Origin of the sequence: Nocardia sichangensis (assembly GCF_047200615.1) — a bacterium.
Taxonomy (GTDB): Bacteria; Actinomycetota; Actinomycetes; order Mycobacteriales; family Mycobacteriaceae; genus Nocardia; species Nocardia sichangensis.
In genome coordinates this window covers 58,800-81,086 of the sequence record NZ_JBJZOK010000030.1, presented here as the reverse complement: position 1 = coordinate 81,086, position 22,287 = coordinate 58,800, and the positions used below count along the sequence as shown (strand labels likewise).

At 68.8% G+C, this 22,287-nt stretch carries 16 protein-coding genes and 1 tRNA gene; 8 read left to right on the top strand and 9 right to left on the bottom strand.

What is annotated here, in order from left to right:
* Nucleotides 1-36: 36 nt before the first annotated feature.
* From trxB to ACL03I_RS31570, 6 genes are all read right to left on the bottom strand, one after another.
* On the bottom strand, nucleotides 37-1,047 hold the full coding sequence (gene trxB, locus ACL03I_RS31595) for a thioredoxin-disulfide reductase (RefSeq protein WP_355073449.1): 1,011 nt from the start codon (nucleotides 1,045-1,047) through the stop codon (nucleotides 37-39).
* 109 nt (nucleotides 1,048-1,156) lie between these two features.
* Nucleotides 1,157-1,930, bottom strand: a complete 774-nt coding sequence (locus tag ACL03I_RS31590) for a hypothetical protein (RefSeq protein WP_412807659.1) — start codon at nucleotides 1,928-1,930, stop codon at nucleotides 1,157-1,159.
* 102 nt (nucleotides 1,931-2,032) lie between these two features.
* Complete coding sequence (sigM, locus tag ACL03I_RS31585) at nucleotides 2,033-2,614, bottom strand: RNA polymerase sigma factor SigM (RefSeq protein ID WP_355073765.1); 582 nt, start codon at nucleotides 2,612-2,614, stop codon at nucleotides 2,033-2,035.
* Nucleotides 2,615-2,905: 291 nt separating this feature from the next.
* Nucleotides 2,906-6,772 carry a murein biosynthesis integral membrane protein MurJ gene (locus ACL03I_RS31580; protein ID WP_412807658.1) on the bottom strand — a complete coding sequence of 1,289 codons (3,867 nt, stop codon included), beginning with the start codon at nucleotides 6,770-6,772 and terminating at the stop codon, nucleotides 2,906-2,908.
* Nucleotides 6,773-7,597: 825 nt separating this feature from the next.
* Nucleotides 7,598-10,174, bottom strand: a complete 2,577-nt coding sequence (locus tag ACL03I_RS31575; protein ID WP_412807657.1) for a DUF6049 family protein — start codon at nucleotides 10,172-10,174, stop codon at nucleotides 7,598-7,600.
* Nucleotides 10,171-10,707, bottom strand: coding sequence for an NUDIX hydrolase (locus ACL03I_RS31570; protein WP_039803412.1), 537 nt, complete (start codon nucleotides 10,705-10,707; stop codon nucleotides 10,171-10,173). The genes ACL03I_RS31575 and ACL03I_RS31570 overlap by 4 nt, the downstream gene beginning before the upstream one ends.
* A gap of 635 nt (nucleotides 10,708-11,342) precedes the next feature.
* Here ACL03I_RS31570 and ACL03I_RS31565 point away from each other — a divergent pair.
* Together ACL03I_RS31565 and ACL03I_RS31560 are read left to right on the top strand one after the other, a co-directional pair.
* A complete protein-coding gene (locus ACL03I_RS31565) occupies nucleotides 11,343-12,338 on the top strand; it encodes an ArsA-related P-loop ATPase (RefSeq protein ID WP_397280859.1) in 996 nt (331 codons plus the stop codon).
* On the top strand, nucleotides 12,335-13,474 hold the full coding sequence (locus tag ACL03I_RS31560) for an ArsA family ATPase (RefSeq protein WP_412807656.1): 1,140 nt from the start codon (nucleotides 12,335-12,337) through the stop codon (nucleotides 13,472-13,474). The genes ACL03I_RS31565 and ACL03I_RS31560 overlap by 4 nt, the downstream gene beginning before the upstream one ends.
* Nucleotides 13,475-13,569: 95 nt before the next feature.
* Here the strand turns inward: ACL03I_RS31560 and ACL03I_RS31555 are convergent, their stop codons facing one another.
* Nucleotides 13,570-13,893: a WhiB family transcriptional regulator gene (locus ACL03I_RS31555; RefSeq protein ID WP_014981178.1), complete on the bottom strand. Its 324-nt coding sequence runs from the start codon at nucleotides 13,891-13,893 to the stop codon at nucleotides 13,570-13,572.
* A gap of 367 nt (nucleotides 13,894-14,260) precedes the next feature.
* Between ACL03I_RS31555 and ACL03I_RS31550 the strand changes: the two genes are divergently transcribed.
* Nucleotides 14,261-16,627, top strand: coding sequence for a penicillin-binding protein (locus ACL03I_RS31550; protein WP_355078680.1), 2,367 nt, complete (start codon nucleotides 14,261-14,263; stop codon nucleotides 16,625-16,627).
* Between the two features lie 55 nt (nucleotides 16,628-16,682).
* On the opposite strand, the gene ACL03I_RS31545 is transcribed toward ACL03I_RS31550, so the two are convergent.
* The gene (locus tag ACL03I_RS31545) at nucleotides 16,683-17,147 is read right to left on the bottom strand and encodes a GatB/YqeY domain-containing protein (RefSeq protein WP_355078681.1); all 465 of its coding nucleotides are present in this window, start codon (nucleotides 17,145-17,147) and stop codon (nucleotides 16,683-16,685) included.
* A 133-nt stretch (nucleotides 17,148-17,280) separates the two neighbouring features.
* On the opposite strand from ACL03I_RS31545, the gene ACL03I_RS31540 reads away from it, so the two are divergent.
* From ACL03I_RS31540 to ACL03I_RS31525, 4 genes are all read left to right on the top strand, one after another.
* Nucleotides 17,281-18,243 (top strand): metallophosphoesterase, encoded by a 963-nt coding sequence (locus tag ACL03I_RS31540; protein ID WP_355078682.1) that lies wholly within the window; start codon nucleotides 17,281-17,283, stop codon nucleotides 18,241-18,243.
* 38 nt (nucleotides 18,244-18,281) lie between these two features.
* On the top strand, nucleotides 18,282-19,847 hold the full coding sequence (locus tag ACL03I_RS31535; RefSeq protein ID WP_412807655.1) for a hypothetical protein: 1,566 nt from the start codon (nucleotides 18,282-18,284) through the stop codon (nucleotides 19,845-19,847).
* 60 nt (nucleotides 19,848-19,907) lie between these two features.
* A tRNA-Pro gene (locus tag ACL03I_RS31530) sits at nucleotides 19,908-19,981 on the top strand.
* 145 nt (nucleotides 19,982-20,126) lie between these two features.
* Entirely contained in the window at nucleotides 20,127-20,849 is a 723-nt protein-coding gene (locus tag ACL03I_RS31525) for an SDR family NAD(P)-dependent oxidoreductase (RefSeq protein ID WP_412807654.1), read from the top strand.
* A 54-nt stretch (nucleotides 20,850-20,903) separates the two neighbouring features.
* Here ACL03I_RS31525 and ACL03I_RS31520 read toward each other — a convergent pair whose 3' ends face one another.
* A complete protein-coding gene (locus ACL03I_RS31520; protein ID WP_355078685.1) occupies nucleotides 20,904-21,362 on the bottom strand; it encodes a hypothetical protein in 459 nt (152 codons plus the stop codon).
* A 192-nt stretch (nucleotides 21,363-21,554) separates the two neighbouring features.
* Here ACL03I_RS31520 and ACL03I_RS31515 point away from each other — a divergent pair, with 192 nt between their 5' ends.
* On the top strand, nucleotides 21,555-22,262 hold the full coding sequence (locus tag ACL03I_RS31515; protein ID WP_412807653.1) for a GntR family transcriptional regulator: 708 nt from the start codon (nucleotides 21,555-21,557) through the stop codon (nucleotides 22,260-22,262).
* Nucleotides 22,263-22,287 lie beyond the last annotated feature (25 nt).

Here is a 22,287-nt window from a genome sequence, read left to right as displayed (position 1 = left end):
AGCGAGACGGAAAGGTATGGCTCGTCCAGCGCGAGCTCAGTTGGCGGCCACCGACTCACCCGCGTGGGCGAGGGTGTTCGAGGTGATGTCGCCCTGCTCGGCCAACCAGCGCTCGGCGTCGATGGCCGCACGGCAGCCCGTGCCCGCGGCGGTGATCGCCTGCCGGTAGGTGTGGTCGACGAGATCACCCGCGGCGAAGACGCCGGGGATCTCGGTCGAGGTCGTGGGGTGCTGTACCAGCACGTATCCTTCGTCGTCCAAGGCGACCTGGCCCTTGACGAGTTCGCTGCGCGGATCGTGGCCGATCGCGACGAACAGGCCGGTGGCGGCCAGCTCGGAGGTTTCGCCGGTCCGGGTGTCACGCAGGGTCAGATGGGTGACGCTGTTCTCCCCGTGCACCTCGGCCACCTCGGCGTTGAGCACGAACTTGATCTTCTCGTTCGCCTTCGCCCGTTCCAGCATGATGCGGGAGGCGCGGAACTCCTCGCGGCGGTGCACGATGGTGACGCTGGAGGCGAACTTGGTCAGGAAGGTCGCCTCTTCCATCGCGGAGTCGCCGCCGCCGACCACCACGATGTCCTGGCCCTTGAAGAAGAACCCGTCGCAGGTGGCGCAGGCGCTGACACCGCGGCCGAGCAGCCGCTGCTCGCCCGGAACGTTCAGGTAGCGCGCGGCCGAGCCCATGGCGAGAATCACGGCGTAGGCGTGGAAGGTCTCGCCGCCGACGACGACCTTCTTGATCGGGCCGGTCAGGTCGACCGCCTCGACGTCCTCGGTGCGGATGTCCGCGCCGAACCGCTTGGCCTGCTCGCGCATCTCCTCCATGAGATCCGGGCCCATGATGCCGCCGCGGAAGCCGGGAAAGTTCTCGACCTCGGTGGTGGTCATCAGCGCACCGCCGAACTGGGTCCCCTCGAACTGCAACGGCTGGAGCTCGGCGCGGCCCGCGTAAACGGCGGCCGTGTAGCCGGCGGGGCCGGAGCCGATGATGATCAGGTCGCGAACTGGCGTGCCGGTGTCGCTTTTTTGCTCGCTACGCTCGCTCATGGGGCCCTTCCGGGGAGATTCGATCGGACGTGTCGGTCAACAACAGGGTAATGGCTGTTGTTCCCGCGTCGGCGGGGGTCACACCGCGCGGGTGGCCCAGATCGCAAGGTCAGCCGATGTCCTGCAGCGCCTTGCGCTGGGGATCGCCGGTAGCGCAACCGGTCCCGACGACCAGCGCGGTGATCTGCGGCGGGCGGGGGCCGTTCAGCAGGATGAGCACCGCGTTGCCGCCCTGGAATCGGATGTCGGTCGAGCCGAGGATCGTGCGGTCCAGGCCGTTCGCCCGTACGCAACGCTCGAGCGCTTCCGGGCCGGCCAGGGCTCCGGTGACGTTGTGCCTGCCCAGCGCTCCGAGGGCCACGGTGGCGGTGAGATCGTCACCCCAGTCGTCTTTTCCCGATGTCGGCTGCGCCGTGGGCGCTGGGTCGTCTCCGCTGCGCATCGTCGAAGCCCACACACCCGCGCCGACGACGGCGACGATCGCCGCGGCTGCCGCGGCCAACCAGCGCAACCTGCCGCGGCGACGCTCGTCCAGAGCCACCGGCGCGGATTCGAAATCTTCTGCTTCGCGGACGGATTCGCTTACTTGCGGGGGCGGAAACTCATGAACCGTGGCGCCTTCGGGTGGCTCCAGCTCGTCGACGAACCGCGCGAGCCGGGCCGCCACGTCTTCCGGCATCGGATGGACAATGCGCTCGTCCCCACCCAAGGCACGCAGCTCGGCACTCACGTCATCCAGCGCGCGCAGATACCGCACCGCTTCCGGGTCGCGCGAGACGATCGGCCACAACTGCTCGCGCTGCGCGGGCGTTACGTTGTCGGCATGTAGGTCAGCCAGCAATTCGGACGCGAACGGAGGCTGCGGCACGGACTCGGTAGCCATCGCACCTCCGTCGTTCGCATCGGACATCGCGGGGACCCCCTCGCCTACGGGGCCTGTCTCTGATTCGTTCAGTGGTTCGTCACTGTTAATGACGCATCCCAACTAACCCCGGTTCCCCGGATCACGCAGAAAATCCAATCGCTCTTTCAACCGCTGCCGCGCACGTGCGCACCGGCTCTTGATCGTCCCCTCGGGCACGCCGAGCAACGCCGCCGCTTCGGCAACGCTATACCCCTCCACATCCACCGCCACCAACGCGGTCCGCTGATCCGGCGGCAACGAAAACAACGCTCGATCGATGACCAACGACATCTCCACCTCGGCCATCTCGTCGCGGGTGTCCCTCGGCTCCGGCATCGACTCCGGCGCCAGCGACAATGCCCGCCTGGTCTTGTTCCGCCGGATCCGGTCCAGGCACGCGTTCACCACGATCGCGTGCAACCAACTGCGGACCTCCGCCTCGGCCCGGAACGAGCCCGCGGTGCGATGCGCCGACAAGAGCGCGTCCTGTAGTGAGTCGGCCGCATCCTCACGCGTGTAGGAGGTGCGCAGCGCGGTCTGCCACAGATGATCGTTGTGTCTGCGCAGTAACTCCGCGAACGCGTACCGCTCACCGGCGACGTGCGCCCGCAACAACTCCACATCGGTGCGTTCACCGAGTTCGAAGGCGCGCTCGCGACACATCACCGGCTGCGACGCCCCCCTGCCGAGCTCCTCGTTCACTTCGGACGACAAATGCCAACCCCTCGAGCCCTCACGGCGGCAACGGGCATGGTTGACCATCACCGAGACTTCGCAGCATCCAGGATCGAAAACACCGAAACCTGGGAAGCTCCCCTGCTGAGAGCGCGCGAAGATCATATCGCCCGTAACGTTTTGGCAGCAACCAAGTGATCGGGCCGGATACGGAGGAATGCGCGGCGTTCGACGCCGCGTGACGAATGGCCCGCGCGACCGATGCGCGGGCAGGCCGGGCTACGGCGCGGCGTCGAAACGGATGTCGGCGATGGCGGTCTGGAACTGTCCTCCGGAATTCCCCAGTCCGGTGATCCAGACGAGCACGTAGCGGGCGGCCTGGTCGGCGCGCACCGGGATATCGGTGACGCCGCCGTCCAGCCGGGCGGAACCGATCAGCTGGGTCTGATCCAGCGTCGGCGATCCGGTGGGCGACGTGCGGATCTCCACCGATGTGCCCGCGCTGGGCGAGTTGATCGAGACGTTCGTGAGCTTCGCGGGGGCCGGCAGCGTGGCGAGCAGACCGACCCCCTTCTTGAGCGCCGGGAACTGCTGGAAGTACTGATCGGTGCGCCACTGGGTGCCCGGATCGTTGTCCAGCACCGCGTGGACGTTGGCGACGCCGTCGGCGGTGCCCTCCGGCGAGAACACCGACACGCCGGTCACCGGAACCGGCGCACCGGTCGAGATGAGGCCGGGGCCCGCGGCGGCGGGCGTCGGCACCGGTTGGTTGTTCGTCGTCAGGCCGATATTGCGCTGTTCGTTCAGCGGCGCGTCGGAAGCGCTCGGCGCGAACACGCTTACCATCCACCAGATCACCACGCCGACCACCAGCGCGGCGAGGATGCCGAGGCCGACCATGATCCACATCATGCGTTGCGAGCGTTCGCGTTCGGCCGCGAGCAGTTCCGGATCGGCGAGCGAGTCGTCCATGTTCGCGGGAGCGCGCTGGCCAAGCCGCAGCACCGGGATGAAGTCGGTCTTCTGATCGACCACCGACGCCTGCTCCAGCACGTGCTGGACCGTCGCCGCCGTACGCACGCCCTTGTTCGACTCCAGCGAGCGCACGGCGACCGCGGAGATCTCGAACGGCACTTCGGGACGGATCTGGCGCGGTTCCACCGGCGTGCCGTCCGGTCCGAAATCGGCCAGCCGCAGCCCGCCGACGGTCGCGGCGGTGCCCGTGACACCGCCGGAGCGGATCGGCCAGCGGGCAGTGATCAGGGAGTAGAGCATCGCACCGAGACCGCGGACGTCGGACTGCGCGTCGGAGTCCGACAGCGTGCCGGGGAAGGCGAGCACCGCGTCACCGGACGCGCTGATGCGCACCCGGTCGGGATGGTCGATGGACAGCGACCCGCCGCCACGGTGCGCCAGCTCGGCCGCCGAGGCGAGGGCGCGGATGGCCCGCGCCGCGCCGATCGGTGACGGCACCGTCTCGGCCATCTCGCGCAGCGAACGACCCGGCGTCCATTCCGCCACCACGATGCCGCCGGAACTGCCGCGCACGACGTCGAGTACGCGGGCGAGGCCGGGCGAGTTGATCCGGCCGAGGCGCAGCGTCCGGGACAGGATCGCCTGGGGACCGTCCTGCCCGGAGTTCTCCGTCGCTTTCTGGTCGGCGTCGACGAAGGTCAGCGCGACCTCGCGATCGAGTTTGATGTCCAGCGCCTGCCAGAACTTCAGGCCGCGGGCGCCGCCGTGACTCGCCAGCAGGCGGTAACGCCCGCCCGCCACCGACGCGCCCGGAATCAACTTGGGGCCGCGCGGGATTCGCCGGGCGCCCAGGTTCTCGCCACCCATCGGCGGCATCTCCGGCGAGCCGACGGGGATCATCCCGGTGTCGTACATCGGATCGCGCGGCGGCAGCTGGTTCTCCTGCGGTCTCGCCGCGTCCTGCTCCGGTCCGGCCATGCCCGGCCCGTTGTTCGCGTACGCGGGATCCAACGGCTCCCCCGCGGTCGGCGGTACATCGGTGGACAGTCCGCCGGGCGTGGTCGCAGAAGAATCGGCGGCTGGGACGCCGCCCACCGCGTCGTCGCTCACCCTCGGTCCTCCTTCGCCCTGGTATGTCGAGGTTCCGGCGAATTCGCCACTTGTGCTTCTCTGCCGAACAGGGTACGGGAACTCACCCTTGCCGGTGCGGTCAACGGCATCGGGTCGGATCACAGGAAGCACCATGGTCTGGGCGTCCATGTACGGATCGAACCTCGGGTATGCCAAGTAGGGATCAGGCCTGCGGAGCACCTGCGTGACGTAGGGATCTTCGACCGGGCTCTCCAGGTCGAGTTCCGGCGCGGGCGGTGTCCAGCCGAGGCGCCGCGAGACGGCCACGGTGATGGCGACGATCTCCGGAATACCGGCGAGTCGCATCAAGCCGAAGGCCACCGCGAACATCACGATCGCGGTGATCGCCACCCGGATCAGCGAACCGGGGCCGCCGAAGGACTCGGTCAGCCGATCCAAGCCGAGTACCCGGTCCACGATCCACATCACCGCGCCGCCCGCGAGTGACGCAAGTACGACACGAGTCACCGTTCGGCCGACGTTCGCCATACGCAGGTCGCCGAGACTGCGGTGCAGTAGGAAACCGCCCACCACGGCGCCGACCGTGAAGCCGAGGCCGTTCGCGACACCGAGCGCGATAACCACGTGCTCGGAGTCGGTGACCACCGGAGCCAGGGCGGAGAAGACGATCTTGGCGGCGGTGATGCCGAGGATGATCCAAGTGGGAATCCACGCCTGCTCCCTGGCGTAGAACACGCGCAAGTGGATCAGCACCAGCGAGTACGGGATCAGTGCGAACGCCGACCAGCTGACCGCGAGACCGAGACGTTCGGCGTCCGATCCGAAGTTGCCGTAGCCATAGAGGGCTTGTCCGACCTGCGGACCGGCCAACGTCAAGAAGGTGACCACGGGTACCAGAGCGATCATGGTCAGCCGGGTGGCCGCGGAGAGATCGTCGACCACCGCGGGCGTGTCGTCGGCGGCGGCGTTGCGGCTCAGCCGGGGCATGATCGCGGTCAGCACCGTGACACCGAGGACGCCGTACGGCAGTTGCAGCAGCAGCCACGCGTTGTTGTAGATCGCCGGGCCTGCCGCGTCGGCATGCGATGAGATCCGGGTGGCGAAGACGAAGCCCGCCTGGCTGATGAGCACGTACAGGATGATCGCCGCGCCCATGCCGCCGAACTGCTTGAGGCGATCATCGATGCCCCACAGCGGGCGCAGGTCGATGCCCGCCCTACGGATCGCCGGAAGGAGGCTGACGGCCTGCACCACAACGCCGACCGTGACGCCGACGCCGAGCACCAGCAGCTTCGGGTCGCTCATGCGGACCGGATCCAGCGTGATCTCCCCCGGCATCAGGACGTACAGCCCGAGGACGGTGAGCACCACCAGGTTGTTCAGTACCGGCGCCCAGGCGCCGGGCTTGAACATCTGCCGGGTGTTCAGTATCGCCGTGAGCAGCGCCGACATGCCGTAGAACAGGATCGCGGGCAGCAACAGGAAAGACAGCGCCGTGGTCAGCGCCGTGTTGACCTTGCCGTCGTCGGACAGGAAGACGTGTGTGGTCAGCACCGGCGCAGCGGCCGTCGCCAGCAGCGCGGCAGTGGCCAAGACCACGAACGCCGCGGTCACCAGGCGCCGGACGAACGCCTCTCCGCGATCGGGATCCTCCTGCTCCGCGCGCACCAGCGTGGGCACCACGATCGCGGTGAGCACCGCGCCGAGCACCAACTCCGCGATCATGTTCGGGATCTGGCTGGCGACGGTGAACGCGCTTGCGATCGCCGGGCCGAGCACGGTCAGCAGCAGCAGTTGCTTGCCGAACCCCGTGATCCTGCTGATCAGTGTCGCGAACGCGATCGATCCGGAGTCGCTGAGCAGCCGGGAATTCGCGCTCTGCTTCGGCTCATCGGCCTTCGGTGGCTCCGCGGTGCCGGTGGCGGCGGGCCACTCCCTCGTCCGTGGGCGATCCGGTTCCGCGGGTTCATGCCGTACCGGGGCGGTCGGCCGCTGACGCGGCGGTGGGAACTGCTGCGGCTGCGGCGGGGCGTAGCGCGGCGGCGGCACCCGATCGGATTCCGGCGTGATCGCAGGCATCGGCCCGGAACGGGGTGGGCGCGGCGCGGCCGGGATCGGACCGGACTGCGGAGGCCGTGGCACCGCGGGTATGGCGCCGGAACGAGGTGGACGCGGCGTGGTCGGGATCCCGCCGGACTGCGGGGAACGCGGTGCGGCCGGAATGGCGCCGGACTGCGGCCCACGTGGTCCGGGGGGCGGCGGCGTCTGCCGGACATTGCCAGGCGGGCCGGAAGGCGCAGGCACCTGGCGATTGGGTCCAGGCGGAACGGGGCGGGGCCGGCCAGGACCGGCCGCCGGTGGCGGAGCCGGATATTGGCGTTGGTTCGGTACGGGGCCGGGTCGCGGCGGTGGCGGCACCGGCGGCCTCGGTTGTCCGGCGGGCGGTGGCGGCGGCATGTGCTGACCAGGGCGCGGCTGCGGTGCGGCCGGAGGACGGCTGACCTGCGGCACTCTCGGCGCCTGGCCGTCGTTGTACGGACCGCCGTTCACACCCTGGTGCTCGGCTTCGGCCGGAGCGGGGCTCCGCTCCCACGGCGCGACCGGGGCTCGGCGCACCGGTGGCCCGTCGAGCCGGTCGCTTGGTCGAGGGCGATGAGCCGATATGTCATCGTCGCTCATCATGCCTCCTGTACCAGCCGGGATTCCGCACCCCCATCGGTGCGGTGAGCCGCGGCTCGCCGCAATGGTTCGCCGTGTTCAGCGAACATTCTGTCCGTGGTCCCCGTCCGGATCGGACCGGCTCGGCAACACTGTGATTGTCCTCCACCGTGCCACATGACACTGCGGTACCCCACATCGGCGCAGGTAGCAGCGGTTTACGTAGCCCCGTCGGAGCGGGATCCGTCACCGCGTCTCCTGGAGGTGCTCCTGCTCTTTTTCCTGCGCCCGCAGCACACGCGAGCGCGCGCGCCGGTACCGGTTGACCCGGCGCCTGGTACTCGGATCGAATCCCTCGTCGGCCGGATCGGGCTGCCCGCGGAACCGGCGCCACAAACGGCGACCGGCCAGCAGGAGCAGCAGGAGTGCGGCGCATCCCGTAATTATCGCCAAGGCCTTGCCGTAGGCGTTCGAACGCACCGAGACCTGCGTGGGATTGCCGAGCGCGACGCCCTCCGGCGTGGTGAGCGAGATCGGAATGACGAGGTTGCGGCTGTCGCTGACCTCCGTCGGGATCTGGAAGGACCTGGACCCATTGGCCGGGAGCTGCTGCTCGCCGGGGTCGGTGATCTTCGTCTCGGCAGGCGCCTCGATCCGGAACCTGACCCGGATGGCCACCGGCAGATCGTTGCGCGCGACCAGCAACAGGGGGCTCTGCTCGGACGCGAGCGTGTACACGCCGCCCGGCGGCAGCACCGTCACCGAGCGATAGAGCTTGTCCATCGTCCGGGTGTTCTGGTCCAGCCGCCGCTGGGCGAAGGTGTCCGGCGGTGCGGCATCGCCCGCGCGCCGATCCGAGAGGCTCAGTACGCGCAGCAGGTCGTCGCGCAGCGGCGTCAGGAAGTCGTGCGGCGTCGGCTCGGCCTCCGGCACGTCCACCAACGCGCGCATCATCTCGGTGATCCGGCGACTCTGCTCGCGTACCGGCGGCAGGAATCGGTCCGGCACCGCGTCCTGCGCCGCCTGCGGCAGATAGTCCAGCTCGTAGGGCCGCGGGTCCGGCGGCAGCGTCACCAGATCGTGGAACGGACGCGCGGTGGCGAGGTTGCCGCGCAGCAGCTGGTCGACTTGGCGCAGCAGTGCGGTCGCCTCGTCCCGGTTCGCACCCCATTGCTGCGGCGGAACGAGCAACAGCGAGCGCGACGGGTTCGCCTCCGGGTGCAGCGCCTTCCACGAAATCGCTCCGAGAGCGTCCTGCAAGCGCGCCGCTCGTGAGTCGTTGGTCACGTCGTAGCGAACCCGGGACGGGGTGAACGGCGGGGTCGGCGGGTTCGAACCCACCGCGGCGAGCGCGGTCGCGGACCAGATGTCGAACGTCACCGCGTGCAGCGCGGGGTCGGCGGCGGGCGCGGGTGCACTCGCGGTGGGCACCGTATTGCCCGTGACCTGCGGTGCGGGCGCCGGTGCTGTCGGCTGGCTCGCGGTGATATCGGGCAGGCGTACCGCTTCCGGAATCGCCGGGTCGGCGGTGGAGAGAACCTCGTTCCCACCGGATGCGGATCGGCCGCTCTCACTGCTCGACTGCGCCCAGTCCACGCTTCCCTGCGGAACGGCCGCCGTCGACGCGAGCACGGCGGTACCGAAACCGTGACTGCGCAACAGGGCCCCCGCGCCGTCATCGATGCTGCCGGAATCCGGCAGGCTGACCCCGCGCACCGACCGGGTCGACAGGATCGAGTCGATGATCTCGGCCGGTTCGTTGATCGCGCGCGCGGACAGTGCCGGATCGTTGACCGCGGCCAGCGCGGTGAGATCGACCTGCGCGAACGGCAGTGCCACGGTGCACATCGACCCCGCCATGGCGCGCAGCCGGTCCAGCCAGGTCTGGGCCTGTTCAGCGCCCGCACCCGCTCTGGTCGCGCCGTCGGGATCGGACGGACTGGCCAGCACGCGGTAACCCTTGGTCATCGCGCGCACCGTGAGCAGCAGGTCTGGGTCGATGGCGAGGCACACGGCCGAGGCCAGATCGGTGCTGCGGCCCGCGCTCGGGTTCAACGTCCCCTCCAGCGCGGCCAGCAGTTGATCGAGACGGCCGCCCTTGCCGAGTGAGGCGGCCAATTCGTCGTCGGTGAGCTCGACCTTGCCGTCCACGCTGCCCGGACGACCCCCGACCTGCCGCGGCCGGTCGGCCAGCGGCCACAGCAGCGTGGTCGCCACCGGAGCGTCGGTGGGCGCCGATACCGACGGGGCTCCATCGCTCGCGGCGGGCGGCACGCCGAGCACCGGGAGCAGGAATCGCGCGTCGTCGAGCCTGGCCTGCGTGCCGTAAGCGGGTTCGCCGTTGACGTTCAGCAGCAGCGGGTAGACGCCCGGCTCCGTGATCCGCAGCGACGTGGCGCCGGTCTCGGAACGCAACGGGATGCTCAGCGTGAACTGTTTGCGCTGCCCCGGGTTCAGCCGCTGCGCGACATCTTCGAAGTCGCCATTCACGTCGTAGTTGACCTCATCGAGGCGCAAGGTGGCGCGCAACCCGACCGGCGTGGTGATCGCCGCCGCCCGCTGGACACGGATGCTGACGTCGTCCACCACACGATCGCCGATATTGGTGACCGTGCCCGCGACCGTGAGCACCGAATCGCTGCCCGCGGTCACTGTGGTCGGCGTCACCGAATCGAGGGACAGCTTCAGGAATTTGGGATTCGTCGAGGTGCCGGACCCGGTCGGTTGCGCTCCCGCCGCCGCGGAATCGAGCAGTGGCAGCGTCGTCACGGGGCCGAGGATGGTCAGGACCGCCACGAAGATCCGGAACAGTCCACGCGTCATCGCTTGCCGGTCTCCATCCGGTCGATCAGCTTGTTCGCCATCTCCGCCAGCCGCCGCTCATCGGCGTAGGCCAACCGAGAATCCAGTTCACTCAACGGAACCCAGGCGACCTGGGTCACTTCCACGTCGGCGTCGGACAGTTCGCCACCGACCGAACGCAGCAGATAATGATGCACCGTTTTGTGTACCCGCCGACCGTCGGTCACGAACCAGTAATCGATGCTGCCGAGTTCGGCGACCACGACACCGTTGATGCCGGTCTCCTCGGCGACCTCGCGGATCGCGGTCTGCTCGGCGGTCTCACCTTCTTCGATATGTCCTTTGGGCAGCGACCACAGTAACCGCCCGCGGCGATCGGTGCGTCCGATGAGGGCCGCGCTTCGTGCTTCCCGTGGACCGTCCAGGCCGTCGACGACCAGTCCACCTGCGGAAGTCTCCCGCACCGTGCGCATCCGCGGCTTCGCGGCGTTGGCGGCCGAACCGCGGCGCCGAGGCTGGCGGCGTCGACTGTTCGCGCGATCGGCCGGAGACACCTGGCAATCCTACTGTGTTGAATTTGCCACGACTTCGTCGCGGCGTGTTCGCGGCCCCTTTGGGGCTCGCGTTTGCGCGACCGCCGCTGGCGACTTCGTCGCGGACGCGGCGGCCGCGCAAACGCGAGCCGGGCCGCGAACGGAACAGGCTCGGTCTCGCTTCGCTCGAAAGACGTGGTTGCGGTGCGCTGGGCGCGTGGGGAGTGGAGCCGCACTACCTCGGTTCGCGATTGCAATCACCCCGGATTCGGGGTTGCGGTCTCCCGGGGTTTCGCAGTGGTTTTATGGACTGGCGGGGGCATTACTCGACCTCGCCATGGGCGCGGCGGCCGGGCGGTCCGAGGCGCACCGCGAATGAGTGGTCTGTCTCACCCGGCTCGGATGGGGTCGGCACGGTCGCCCGCAACCGGCGCCTGTGTCGGTTACGGGAGATCTGCTGGTTCGGCTACTGATTTCGTGTGGTTATCGGCGGCTCGCGGAGTGAGCCCGCAACTGGTTGCGGTGGCGGGAGCAGGGCTGGGAACCGCTTTTGGGTCAGCCCGTCTGGTACGGCCCGTGCCCCGCGGCGGCGAACCAGTTATAGGCTCGCGATCGTGGGAGTACCAACAGCAGTGCCGCTTTCGGAGGAGCCGGAAGTGGGCGCAAGGTGGCCGAAGCGCGCTGAACAGGCCCGCTTGCACTACGTCTCCGGCAAGGGAGGCACGGGCAAGTCGACGGTTGCCGGGGCGCTGGCCTTGGCGCTCGCCGCGGGCGGGCGCCGGGTGCTGTTGGTGGAGGTGGAGAGCAGACAATCGATCGCGCAGCTGTTCGATCTGCCGCCGCTGCCGCCGACCGAGACACGCATCGCCACCGCGGACGGCGGCGGCGAGGTGGTCGCGCTGGCGCTGGACATCGAGCACGCCTTCCTCGAATACCTGGACATGTTCTACAACCTCGGCTTCGCGGGCCGCGCGATGCGCAGGATGGGCGCCATCGAGTTCGTCACCACGATCGCGCCCGGTCTGCGGGACGTCATCCTGACCGGCAAGATCAAGGAGTGCGCGGTTCGCGTGGACAAGTCCGGCAAGCGGGTCTACGACGAGATCGTGGTCGACGCACCGCCCACCGGCCGGATCGCCGGCTTCCTCGACGTCACCAAGGCGATGGCCGAGGTGGCCAAGGGCGGGCCGATCGCCTCGCAGGCCGAGGGCGTCTCGCAGTTGCTGCATTCCGACCAGACCATGATCCATCTGGTCACGCTGCTGGAGGCGCTGCCGGTACAGGAAACCGCCGACGCCGTCGCCGAGCTCACCGCCGCGGACCTGCGCATCGGCACCGTCATCGTGAACCGGGCGACCGAGGGCCAGCTCCCGCCCGAGCTGCGCGCCCGCGCCGCGCAGGGCCACCTGGACGCCGACGCCGTCCGCGCGGGCCTCGACTCCGCGGGGATAAACCTCCCCGACAGCGACTTCCAGGGGCTGCTCACCGAAACGATCGAGCACTCCGCGACTCTGCAAGCACAGGACGACAGCGCCGAAGAACTGGCGAAGGTCGACATCTCCCGGCTCTACCTGCCCGCCCTGCCCGACGGAATGGACCTGGGCGGCCTGTACGAACTAGCCGAACACCTCACCGCACAGGGAGTCCGATGAGCATGCCGACCCATCCCCCGGCTGCCCCGCTGGATATTTCGCGGATCATCGCCGACCCGTCCGCGCGCGTGGTGGTCTGCTGCGGTTCCGGCGGCGTCGGCAAGACGACCACCGCCGCCGCTATCGCCCTGCGCGCCGCCGAAGAGGGGCGCAAGGTCGTGGTGCTCACCATCGACCCCGCGCGCAGGCTTGCGCAGTCACTGGGCGTCGCCGACCTCGGCAACAACCCGCAGCGGGTGGCCCTGGGGCCGGAGGCCAAGGGCGAGCTGCACGCGATGATGCTCAACATGCGTCGCACGTTCGACGACATGGTGCTCGAGCACACCAGCGGAGAGAAAGCGGAGCAGATCTTCGCCAACCCCTTCTATCAGACGGTCGCCTCCTCCTTCGGCGGCACACAGGAATACATGGCGATGGAGAAGCTGGGTCAACTGGCCCATCGCGGCGAGTGGGACCTGATCGTGGTCGACACCCCACCGTCGCGCAACGCCCTCGACTTCCTGGACGCCCCCAAGCGACTGGGCAACTTCCTCAACGGCCGGATGATCCGGGTGATCATGGCTCCCGGCCGTGGCGTGACCCGGCTCGTGACCGGCGCGATGAGCCTGGCGGTGCGCGGCGTGTCGACCGTCGTCGGAGGACAGATGCTCAAGGACGCGTCGAACTTCCTGCAATCCTTGGAGTCGTTGTTCGGCGGCTTCCAGGAGCGGGCCGAGCGCACCTTCGCGATGCTGTCGAAGCCGGGCACGCATTTCCTCGTGGTGGCGGCGCCGGAACCGGACGCGCTGCGAGAGGCCTCGTTCTTCGTCGACCGCCTCTCCACCGAGCGCATGCCGCTGGCGGGTCTGGTGCTCAACCGCACCCATCCCGTGCTGAGCTCGCTGTCGGCCGATCACGCGCTCACCGCCGCCGACCAGGTGGCGGACTCCGATCCGCTCACCGCGGCGGTGTTGCGGGTGCACGCCCGCCGGGTCACCACCGACAAACGGGAACAGCATTTGCTGCACCGCTTCACCGGCGCGCATCCGCGGGTGCCGATCGTGTCGGTCACCGCGCTTCCGTTCGAGGTGTCCGATCTCGACGCGCTGCGCGTCGTCGGCGATCAGCTCACCGGCACGGCCCGCGCGACCGCCTGATACTTAGGCGTATCCGCTATTGCTCCGAACGGAAATAACAGTCCTGAAACGAAACTGAGCCCGCTTCCGCGGGCTCTGTTTCGATTTCGCCGGGGCTACATCGCCACTTGATGCTGGCGCTGGGCCTGGAAGAAATCGGCCCACGAGGTCACTTCCGGATGCTGCTTCAACAGGGCGCGACGCTGCCGTTCCGTCATGCCGCCCCACACACCGAACTCGACGCGATTGTCCAGCGCGTCGGCACCACACTGCATGAGCACTGGACAGTGCCTGCAGATCGTCGCCGCTTTGCGCTGCGCCGCGCCGCGGACGAACAACTGATCGGGGTCCACTTCCTTGCATCGGGCCTGGGCTACCCAGGCGATCCTTGCTTCGGCCTGCTCCACGTCCAATCGAGCGATGGGGGTTGTCATGTGCATTTGGTGTGCCCCTTTGCAGTCCGAACACCGGGTCAACGGCGCTCCAGAATCGCGTTGTCACCGCGCAGCACCCAAACCCCGCTGCGAAGTGCACCACATTCCACTTTGAGTGTTAGCTCTATCACACTGGGTTCTCAATCTAGGTAAAGGTATGGCGCTTGCGCAAGACCACCTCGAGATTTTTTGGTACGTCCGTCCCTGCAAAGCCCTGCGCGCACTGGACGGGCAGGCAGATTGCGTTCGCGCCCTCCCGCGACACGCCGCGCACGATCACGCGACACGCCCATTCCGGTTCGTGAACAACCAGTTCCGCGCTCCGGACAAATGCCGCCAAGAACGCCGGAATGGCAACCCGTAGTCTTGATTCGTGCCGATCACACATACGCTCGCGCGGCTGGCCGGTAGCTGCGTGCTGGCCTCCGTGCTCGTCGCCGGGTTGTTGTTCCCGCTCGCCGGCGGCTTCGGGTTCGTCTCCAACCGTGCCGCCGACGCTGTCGACAACGTCTCCTCGGAGCTGGTCGAGGGAACGGTGCCCGCGGTCTCGACCATGGTCGACGCGGCGGGCAATCCGATCGCCTGGCTGTATGAGCAGCGCCGCTTCGAGGTGCCCAGCGACCGGATCTCCAACGACATGAAACTGGCGATCGTGTCCATCGAGGACCGCCGCTTCGCCGAGCACGAGGGCGTCGACTGGCAGGGCACGCTACGCGCGTTCCTCACCAACTCCGCCAGCGGCGAGGTCCAGCAGGGTGCCTCGACGCTGGACCAGCAGTATGTGAAGAACTTCCAGCTGCTGGTGGTCGCCAAGACCGACGCCGAGCGCCGCGCCGCCATCGAGACCACTCCGGCCCGCAAGATCCGGGAGATCCGGATGGCGCTGACGCTGGACCGTCAGCTGACCAAGGACGAGATCCTCACCAGGTACCTCAACCTCGTCCCGTTCGGGAACTCGTCCTACGGCATCCAGGACGCGGCGAAGACCTACTTCGGCGTGGACGCGGCCGAACTGAACGTCTCCCAGGCCGCGATGCTCGCCGGCATGGTGCAGAGTTCGTCCAAACTGAACCCCTACACCAACCCGGACGGCGTGCTGGCCAGGCGCAACACGGTGCTGGACACCATGATCCAGAACATTCCCAGCCGCGCTGAGGAGTTCCGCGAGGCGAAGACCAAGCCGCTGGGCGTGCTGCCCGAACCCAAGGGCCTGCCGCGCGGCTGCATCGCGGCCAACGACCGCGGCTTCTTCTGCGACTACGCGCTGGAGTACCTGGCCAACGCCGGGATCAGCCGCGAACAGATCGAGAAGGGCGGCTACCTGATCAAGACCACCCTCGATCCGGCCGTGCAGGACTCGGTGAAACGAGCGGTGACCGACGCGGCGAACCCGAACCTGGACAACATCGCGGAAGTCATGTCGGTGGTCGGCCCCGGGCACGACACGCACCCCGTGATCGCGATGGCCAGCAGCCGCACCTACGGCCTGAACCGGGACGCGAACGAGACCGTGCAGCCGCAGCCGTACTCGATGGTCGGCGACGGCGCGGGCTCGATCTTCAAGATCTTCACCACCGCCGCGGCCATGGAGAAGGGTCTCGGCATCGACGCCCAGCTCGACGTGCCAGGGCGGTTCGAGGCCAAGGGGATGGGTAACGGCGGCGCGCGCGGGTGCCCGGCCGCCACCTACTGCGTCGAGAACGCGGGCAAGTACAAGTCGCCCATGTCGGTGACCGAAGCGCTGGCGACGTCGCCGAACACCGCGTTCGTCAAGCTGATCCAGGCCGTGGGCGTCACCCCGACCGTCGACATGGCGGTCCGGCTCGGCATGCGCTCGTTCACCGAAGCGGGCACCTCCGGCCACGGCAACCAGAGCCTGGCCGACATGATCAAGGAACAGAACCTCGGCTCGTTCACCCTGGGACCGGTCGCGATCAATCCGCTGGAGCTGTCCAACGTCGCCGCGACGCTGGGGTCCGGCGGCCGCTGGTGCCCGCCGAACCCGATCAAGGAGGTCGTCGACCGTCAGGGCAAGCAGGTACCGCTGACCCAGCAGGCCTGTGAGCAGGTCGTCGAGCCGGGCCTGGCCAACACCCTGGCCAACGCCATGAGCAAGGACGACATCTCCGGCACGGCGGCGGGCGCGGCCCAGTCGGTGGGCTGGAACTTCCCGATGTCGGGCAAGACCGGTACCACCGAAAGCCACCGTTCCTCGGCCTTCCTCGGCTTCACGAACGCTCTGGCCGCCGCGGTCTACGCCTACGGTGACAGCCCGACCCCGGGTGAGATCTGCTCGTTCCCGCTGCGCAACTGCGGCGACGGCAACCTGTTCGGCGGTAACGAACCCGCGCGCACCTGGTTCAACGCGATCAAGCCGGTGATACCGCTGTTCCCGCCGCCCGGGTTGCCCCCGTTGGACAACAAGTACGTGCGTGGCGCGAACAACGCGCAGGTGCCCGATGTCGTCGGCATGACCCAGGGCGAGGCCACCTCGGCGCTGGTCGCCGCGGGCTTCCAGGTGTCGCCGGTGACCGGGGCGGGCGATCGGCCCAAGGGCACCGTCATGGGCACCGCGCCCAACGGGTCGGCGATCCCCGGCTCGGTGATCACGCTGTACATCAGCGACGGCACCGTCCGGGCGGCGCCGCCGCCGGGGCCGCCCGCACCGCCGCCGGGCATCCCCGGGCTGCCCGTTCCGCGGCTGCCACCGATCCCCATCCCGATCCCGATCCCGCGCTGAGCAAGCGAAAGGGGCCGCGAACCTCACGGTTCGCGGCCCCTTTCGCGTCGCCGTCCTACAGCCGCGCTTTCACCGCGGCCGAGATGCGCGAGCCGTCGGCCTTGCCCGCGGCGAGCCCGGTGGCGATCTTCATGACCTGCCCCATCTGCCGCATGCCGGGACGCTCCCCGATCTCCTCGGCGACCTGCGCGATCGCGGTGTCGGCGAGATCGGCGACCTCGGCCTCGGTCAACTGGGTCGGCAGGTACTCCTCGATGATCTGCGCCTCGGCGCGCTCGTTCGCCGCCAGTTCGCCGCGCCCGGCCTGCGTGTAGACCTCGGCGGATTCGTTGCGCTTCTTCGACTCCTTCTGCAGCACGGAGACGACCTCGGCGTCGGTGAGTTCACGGGCCGCCGAGCCGGCGACCTCGGCGTTCTGAATCGCCGACAGCAGCATCCGCAACGTGGAAAGGCGCAGCGTGTCCTTGGCTTTCATCGCGGCGGTGAGATCCGTCCGCAGCTGCGATTTGAGTTCCGACATGCCGCTCACGGTAGCCGCTGGGACGCGGCGGTCCCACTACATTTGCCGCGCGGCCCGATTTCCCGCCGGAAAAACGGGCGCCTGTGCGGAAACACACTCGGCGCTCCTGAGCGAGGTCACCTATGCTGGGCAAATGCCCGTGATCTCGACCTCTGCTGTACGCACGACCGCGCTGGGAGCCGCCGGGGCCGCGGTGGCCGGAATCGGCTACGCCTCGCTGGTCGAACGCAACGCCTTCGTCCTACGGGAGGCGACCATGCCCGTGCTGGCGCCGGGGTCGTCGTCGCTGCGGGTGCTCCACCTCAGTGACCTGCACATGATGCCGGGACAGAAGCTCAAGCAGCAGTGGCTACGGGAGCTGGATCGGCTGGAGCCCGACCTGGTGATCAACACCGGCGACAACCTCTCGCATCAGAAGTCGGTGCCCGCGGTAGTTCAGGCCCTCGGCGGATTGCTTTCCCGCCCGGGCCTTTTCGTTTTCGGCAGCAACGACTACTTCGCGCCGGTGGCGAAGAACCCGCTGAAGTACTTCAAGAAGGACCACCGCCGCACCTACGGCGCTCCGCTGCCGTGGAAAGACCTGCGTGCGGCTTTCACCGAGCGCGGTTGGCTCGATCTGACGCACGTGCGCCGCGATCTCGAAGTGGCAGGCATCCGCATCGCCACCGCCGGTGTGGACGACCCGCACTTGCAGCGCGACCGGTACGACACTGTCGCGGGGGCCCCGAATCCCTTGGCCGACCTGCGGCTCGGCCTCACCCACTCCCCTGAGCCCCGAGTGCTGGACCGTTTCGCCGAGGACGGGTACGACCTGGTGCTCGCCGGGCACACCCATGGCGGCCAGTTGTGCCTGCCCGGCTACGGCGCCCTGGTCACCAACTGCGGGATCGACCGGTCCCGGGTGAAGGGTCCGTCGAAGTGGGGGGAGCACACCCAGTTGCACGTCTCCGCGGGTGTCGGCACCTCACCGTGGGCGCCGTACCGGTTCTGCTGCCGCCCGGAGGCGACCCTGTTGACGCTGGTAGCCGCGCCGCCGAAGCGGCCGGGCGCCGACACGGGCCAGGGAGTGTCGGCATCGGAGGCCGTCGCCCGCTAATGTCCCCTGCCGAGACGTGTGGCAGGTAGGGGACAACTGTGAGTGGATTCGACGACCGGCGCGACCCGACGACTCCGGGACGGCCCGCCGGGCCGCCGACTCCTCGGCAACAGCCCTACCCCCCATTACGTTCCGTTCCCGCCTCGGCGGACGGTAACGACGCTCGACCGCCGCACAGCGGAGCGCATCCCGGCGGAACCGACGACTCGGGACGCCCCGCCGGCACGCCTTGGCAGCGCGGCGCTCGGTCGCCCGGCCTGATCCCGGGGCAGCCGCATTCGGGCCCAGCCGAGGACGGCGCGACGCCTCAGTGGTGGCAGCCCGACCCGGCCACGCAGTGGCAGCCGTACCAAGAGCCCGCACCCACACTCCAGTGGCAGCCGGGCGGGCAGAGCGATCCCGCACCGGCTCGGCCGCAGGGCACGCAGGACGACCCGACCTTGCTCGCTCCGTCGTCGGGTGGTCCCGCGCAACCCGGACCGTCGGGCCACAACGATCCCACCATGCAGGCCCCGTCCCTCGGGCAGACGCCCTCCGGGCAGTGGCCGCCACAGGGCGGTCCCGGCCCCGGTACAGGCGGGCGCAACGATCCGACCATGCTCGGCCAACCGCTCGGCGCGCTCGACCCCTTCGGCCGCGGGGGGCCGGGTCCCGCGCCGGGCTCCGGCGATTCGGCACCGACCTTGCTCGGCTATCCGAGCGCCGATCGATTCGGCCAACCGGCACCGGCCCCACAGTGGCAACCGGGCGGCGGGCCCGGGCAATACGGCACGGCACCGGATGGCCGATATCACCCGGGCTATGGTCCACAGGCCGGAGGTCCGCCACCGAACCGTCCGAGCGGGAGCGGCCGAGGGAAGGTCCTTCTGTCGGTTGGCCTGGCGGTGCTGCTGGTAGCCGGTCTCGCTGCCGGGGCAGTGGCCCTCACCCGGATGAAGACGAACGATCCCGCCGAGGGCACCGCGCCATCGATGGTGAACGCGCTCAACACCACCACAGCGAGCGCGCCCGCCCGGACCACGACCAGATCGGCCCCGACGACGACCGCGCGAGGTTCCGGCGACAAGACTCCGGTCGTCCCCGGCTATCAGGTGGTCCGAGCACCCGACAGCGGCGCCGCCTACGACGTGCCCGCCGACTGGACGGTGGCGCCGCAGGGCACCATCGGCGGCTTCGGCGAGCCACCGAATGCCGTCGCGGGGAAGGGCTTGGCCAGCGAGGGCAAGGGCTACTGCCCGGGCTCGACCCGGACCGTAGCTTTCCTGACCGGCTCGAACACCTCAGACCCCGGGAAGGCGGCCACCGAACTCGGCACCAGGACCGCCACGCTCGCCTACACCGGGACCCAGGGCGGCACACCCGGCCTGCCCATGCCGCTGGCGTCGCTGGACGGATCACAGCACGGCATGTTCGTGGAGACCAAGGGCACCGTCTCCGACGCCAAGCCCGGCTGCGCGAAGGCGTACTCCGTCTACACCGCCGCGTTCCCCAACGATCAGGGCAACTTCGTCATGGTGATCGCCGCCGACACGGGCGTCCCGCACGCGCTCGACGCCGAGACCGCCAAGAAGATCTTCACCAGCATCCGCCCCCTCGCAGGGTGACTGACCTGCCGGTTTAACGTCTCGGGCGCCCCTGTTGTAAGCTACTCCAGGTTCGCTTCACGGGGTGTGGCGCAGCTTGGTAGCGCGCTTCGTTCGGGACGAAGAGGTCGCAGGTTCAAATCCTGTCACCCCGACTCGTGGTTGAGACGACGGGAAGGCCCCTGACCGGTTCACGGTCGGGGGCCTTCTCCGTTGTGCGGCCCTTTGTAGGTTGGTCCGCTCGCATGCGGGAATATCATCGCTGAAACCGAATTCCCGCAATCGACGAAAGGTCGGCAGATGAGCAAGCCCGTCGACAGCGTGCCCGCGGACAGACCGCTGTCCGGGAAGACCGCCCTGGTCACGGCGGCCTACACCGGAATCGGCAGGTCGATCGCGAAAACTCTTGCCGCGCAAGGCGCTCAGGTCGTGGTGCAGCATCCGCACTTCCCCGAGCCCGCTGCGGACGTCGTCAAGGAGATCACCGAGGCGGGCGGCGCGGCGCTGGCACTCGCGGCGGATATCGCCGATCGCGACGAATACGAGGAGCTGGTGCAGGCGCTGCTCGAGGATCGCGGCGGCTGGCACGTGCTGGTCAACACCGCGGCGGTGCCGGAATCCGAGCCGTTCCCGAAGCTCAGCTCGGAGGCGTTCGACAGCAATTTCGCGGCCACGGTGAAGGGCGTCTTCCACGGCATGCAACTGGCGTTGCAGCACTTGGCCGACGAAGGCCGGGTCATCACCGTCTGCGATCCCGCCGACCCGGGCGGCGCGGTGCACGAAGCGGTGCGCGGCGCGGTCGAGCAGCTCGGCCAGGCGGTGGCCCCGGACTTCGGGTCCCGGCGGATCACCGTCAATACGGTCAGCTACGGCGCCGGGACGACCGACAACGCGGAACTCGAGACCGCCCTCGCCGCGATGCGGCCGACCGAGCCGGGCGCGGTGGTCGCCTATCTGGCCGGTAACGCGGCGAGCACGGTGAACGCACAGATCATCCGGCTCGACGGCACGGGCGGCCGGTAGCAGGCGCGGCTGCGGCCGACGCGCCCGCGGTCAGCGAGCGCGCCGGCCGGACGCTCAGGCGGTGACCGTACCGCCGTAGGAACTGAATCCCCGGCCCAGAGCCTGGCAGGTGAAGCTGCCGTGGAAGCCGACCTGGCACGACGCTCCGGCGTGCTCGATGATCGGACCCCACTGGCCCGAGCCGGTTTTCACGTCGTTGATGCTGGGGTTGCCACCCGGCAGCGTGTACGGCGTGGCCGGGTCGAAGGTGGGATGCGCGGGCAGCCAGGCCTGGTCGATCACGATCTCGTTCACCGTCACCGGTACCGGGATGTAGGTGCCGCCGACGTAGTAGCTCATGTGCTGGGGATAGCCGAAATCACATCCGACGGAGCCGTCCGCGAAGATCGCGCAGTTCGTGCTGCCCGCCGAGAAGTAGACCGTGCCCGGATCGGCTTGGGCGTTGCCGGCCGCCACAAGGGTCGCCATCGCCGCGGCGGCGAGGGCTCCGGCGATCTTCGTGCTGCGCTTCATACCTTCTCCTTGATGCTTCGCTGTTGGACAACCGACTCGATGAGACTGTCGGGGCTGCCCGGGATTTCGTTTCGCTCCGAGTACCCCGGACGGCGGCCGAACATTGCTCCGACCGGCGCGGTGAGCAGACGCTAACGCGGCGATAACTTACGGTCACTCCATCGAAACGCGAGGTCAATAGCGTATACAGCCATGTCGACACGGATAGCGACACTGGCCGACGCGGCGGGCAAACCCCTGCGCGACGTGGTGTACGAGAAGCTGCGCAGCGAACTCATGAACGGGGACATCAAGTTCGGCGAACGTCTCACCGAGCCGAAACTCTCCACCCGCTTCGGCATCTCGCGCACGCCGATCCGCGAAGCGCTGACCGTCCTGTGCTCGGACGGACTACTCCAACGCGAAGAATACGGATTCAGTCCGGTCCGGCCGAGCATCCCGCTGATCCGCGACCTGTACGAGCTGCGAATCACGCTGGAGCTGGGCGGTCTCCAGCGCGCGATGACCAATCCCGCGGTCACGCACGATCGGGCGCTGCTGGAGGCCGAGCGCGCCGCCTGGCTGGAACTGCGCGCCGACCCTCCGGCCCAGGAGCCCGGCTTCGTGGTGCGTGACGAGGAATTCCACGTCACGCTGCTGACCGCCGCGGGCAACACCGAGATGGTGCGCGCGCTCAAAGCGGTGAATTCCCGCATCCGGCACGTACGCATGTACGACTTCATGGTCAACAACCGGATCGAGACCACCATCGCCGAGCACCTCGGAATCCTGGACGCCGTTCTGGCGGACGACCTTCCGCTCGCGTATCGGCTGCTGCACACGCACATCGGTGAATCGCTGGACGTCGTGCTCGAGCGGGTCACCCGCGCGATCGCGGCGATGTCGCTGGCTACGGAATAGCAGGGAGCGGTAGTGAGTCTGGAAT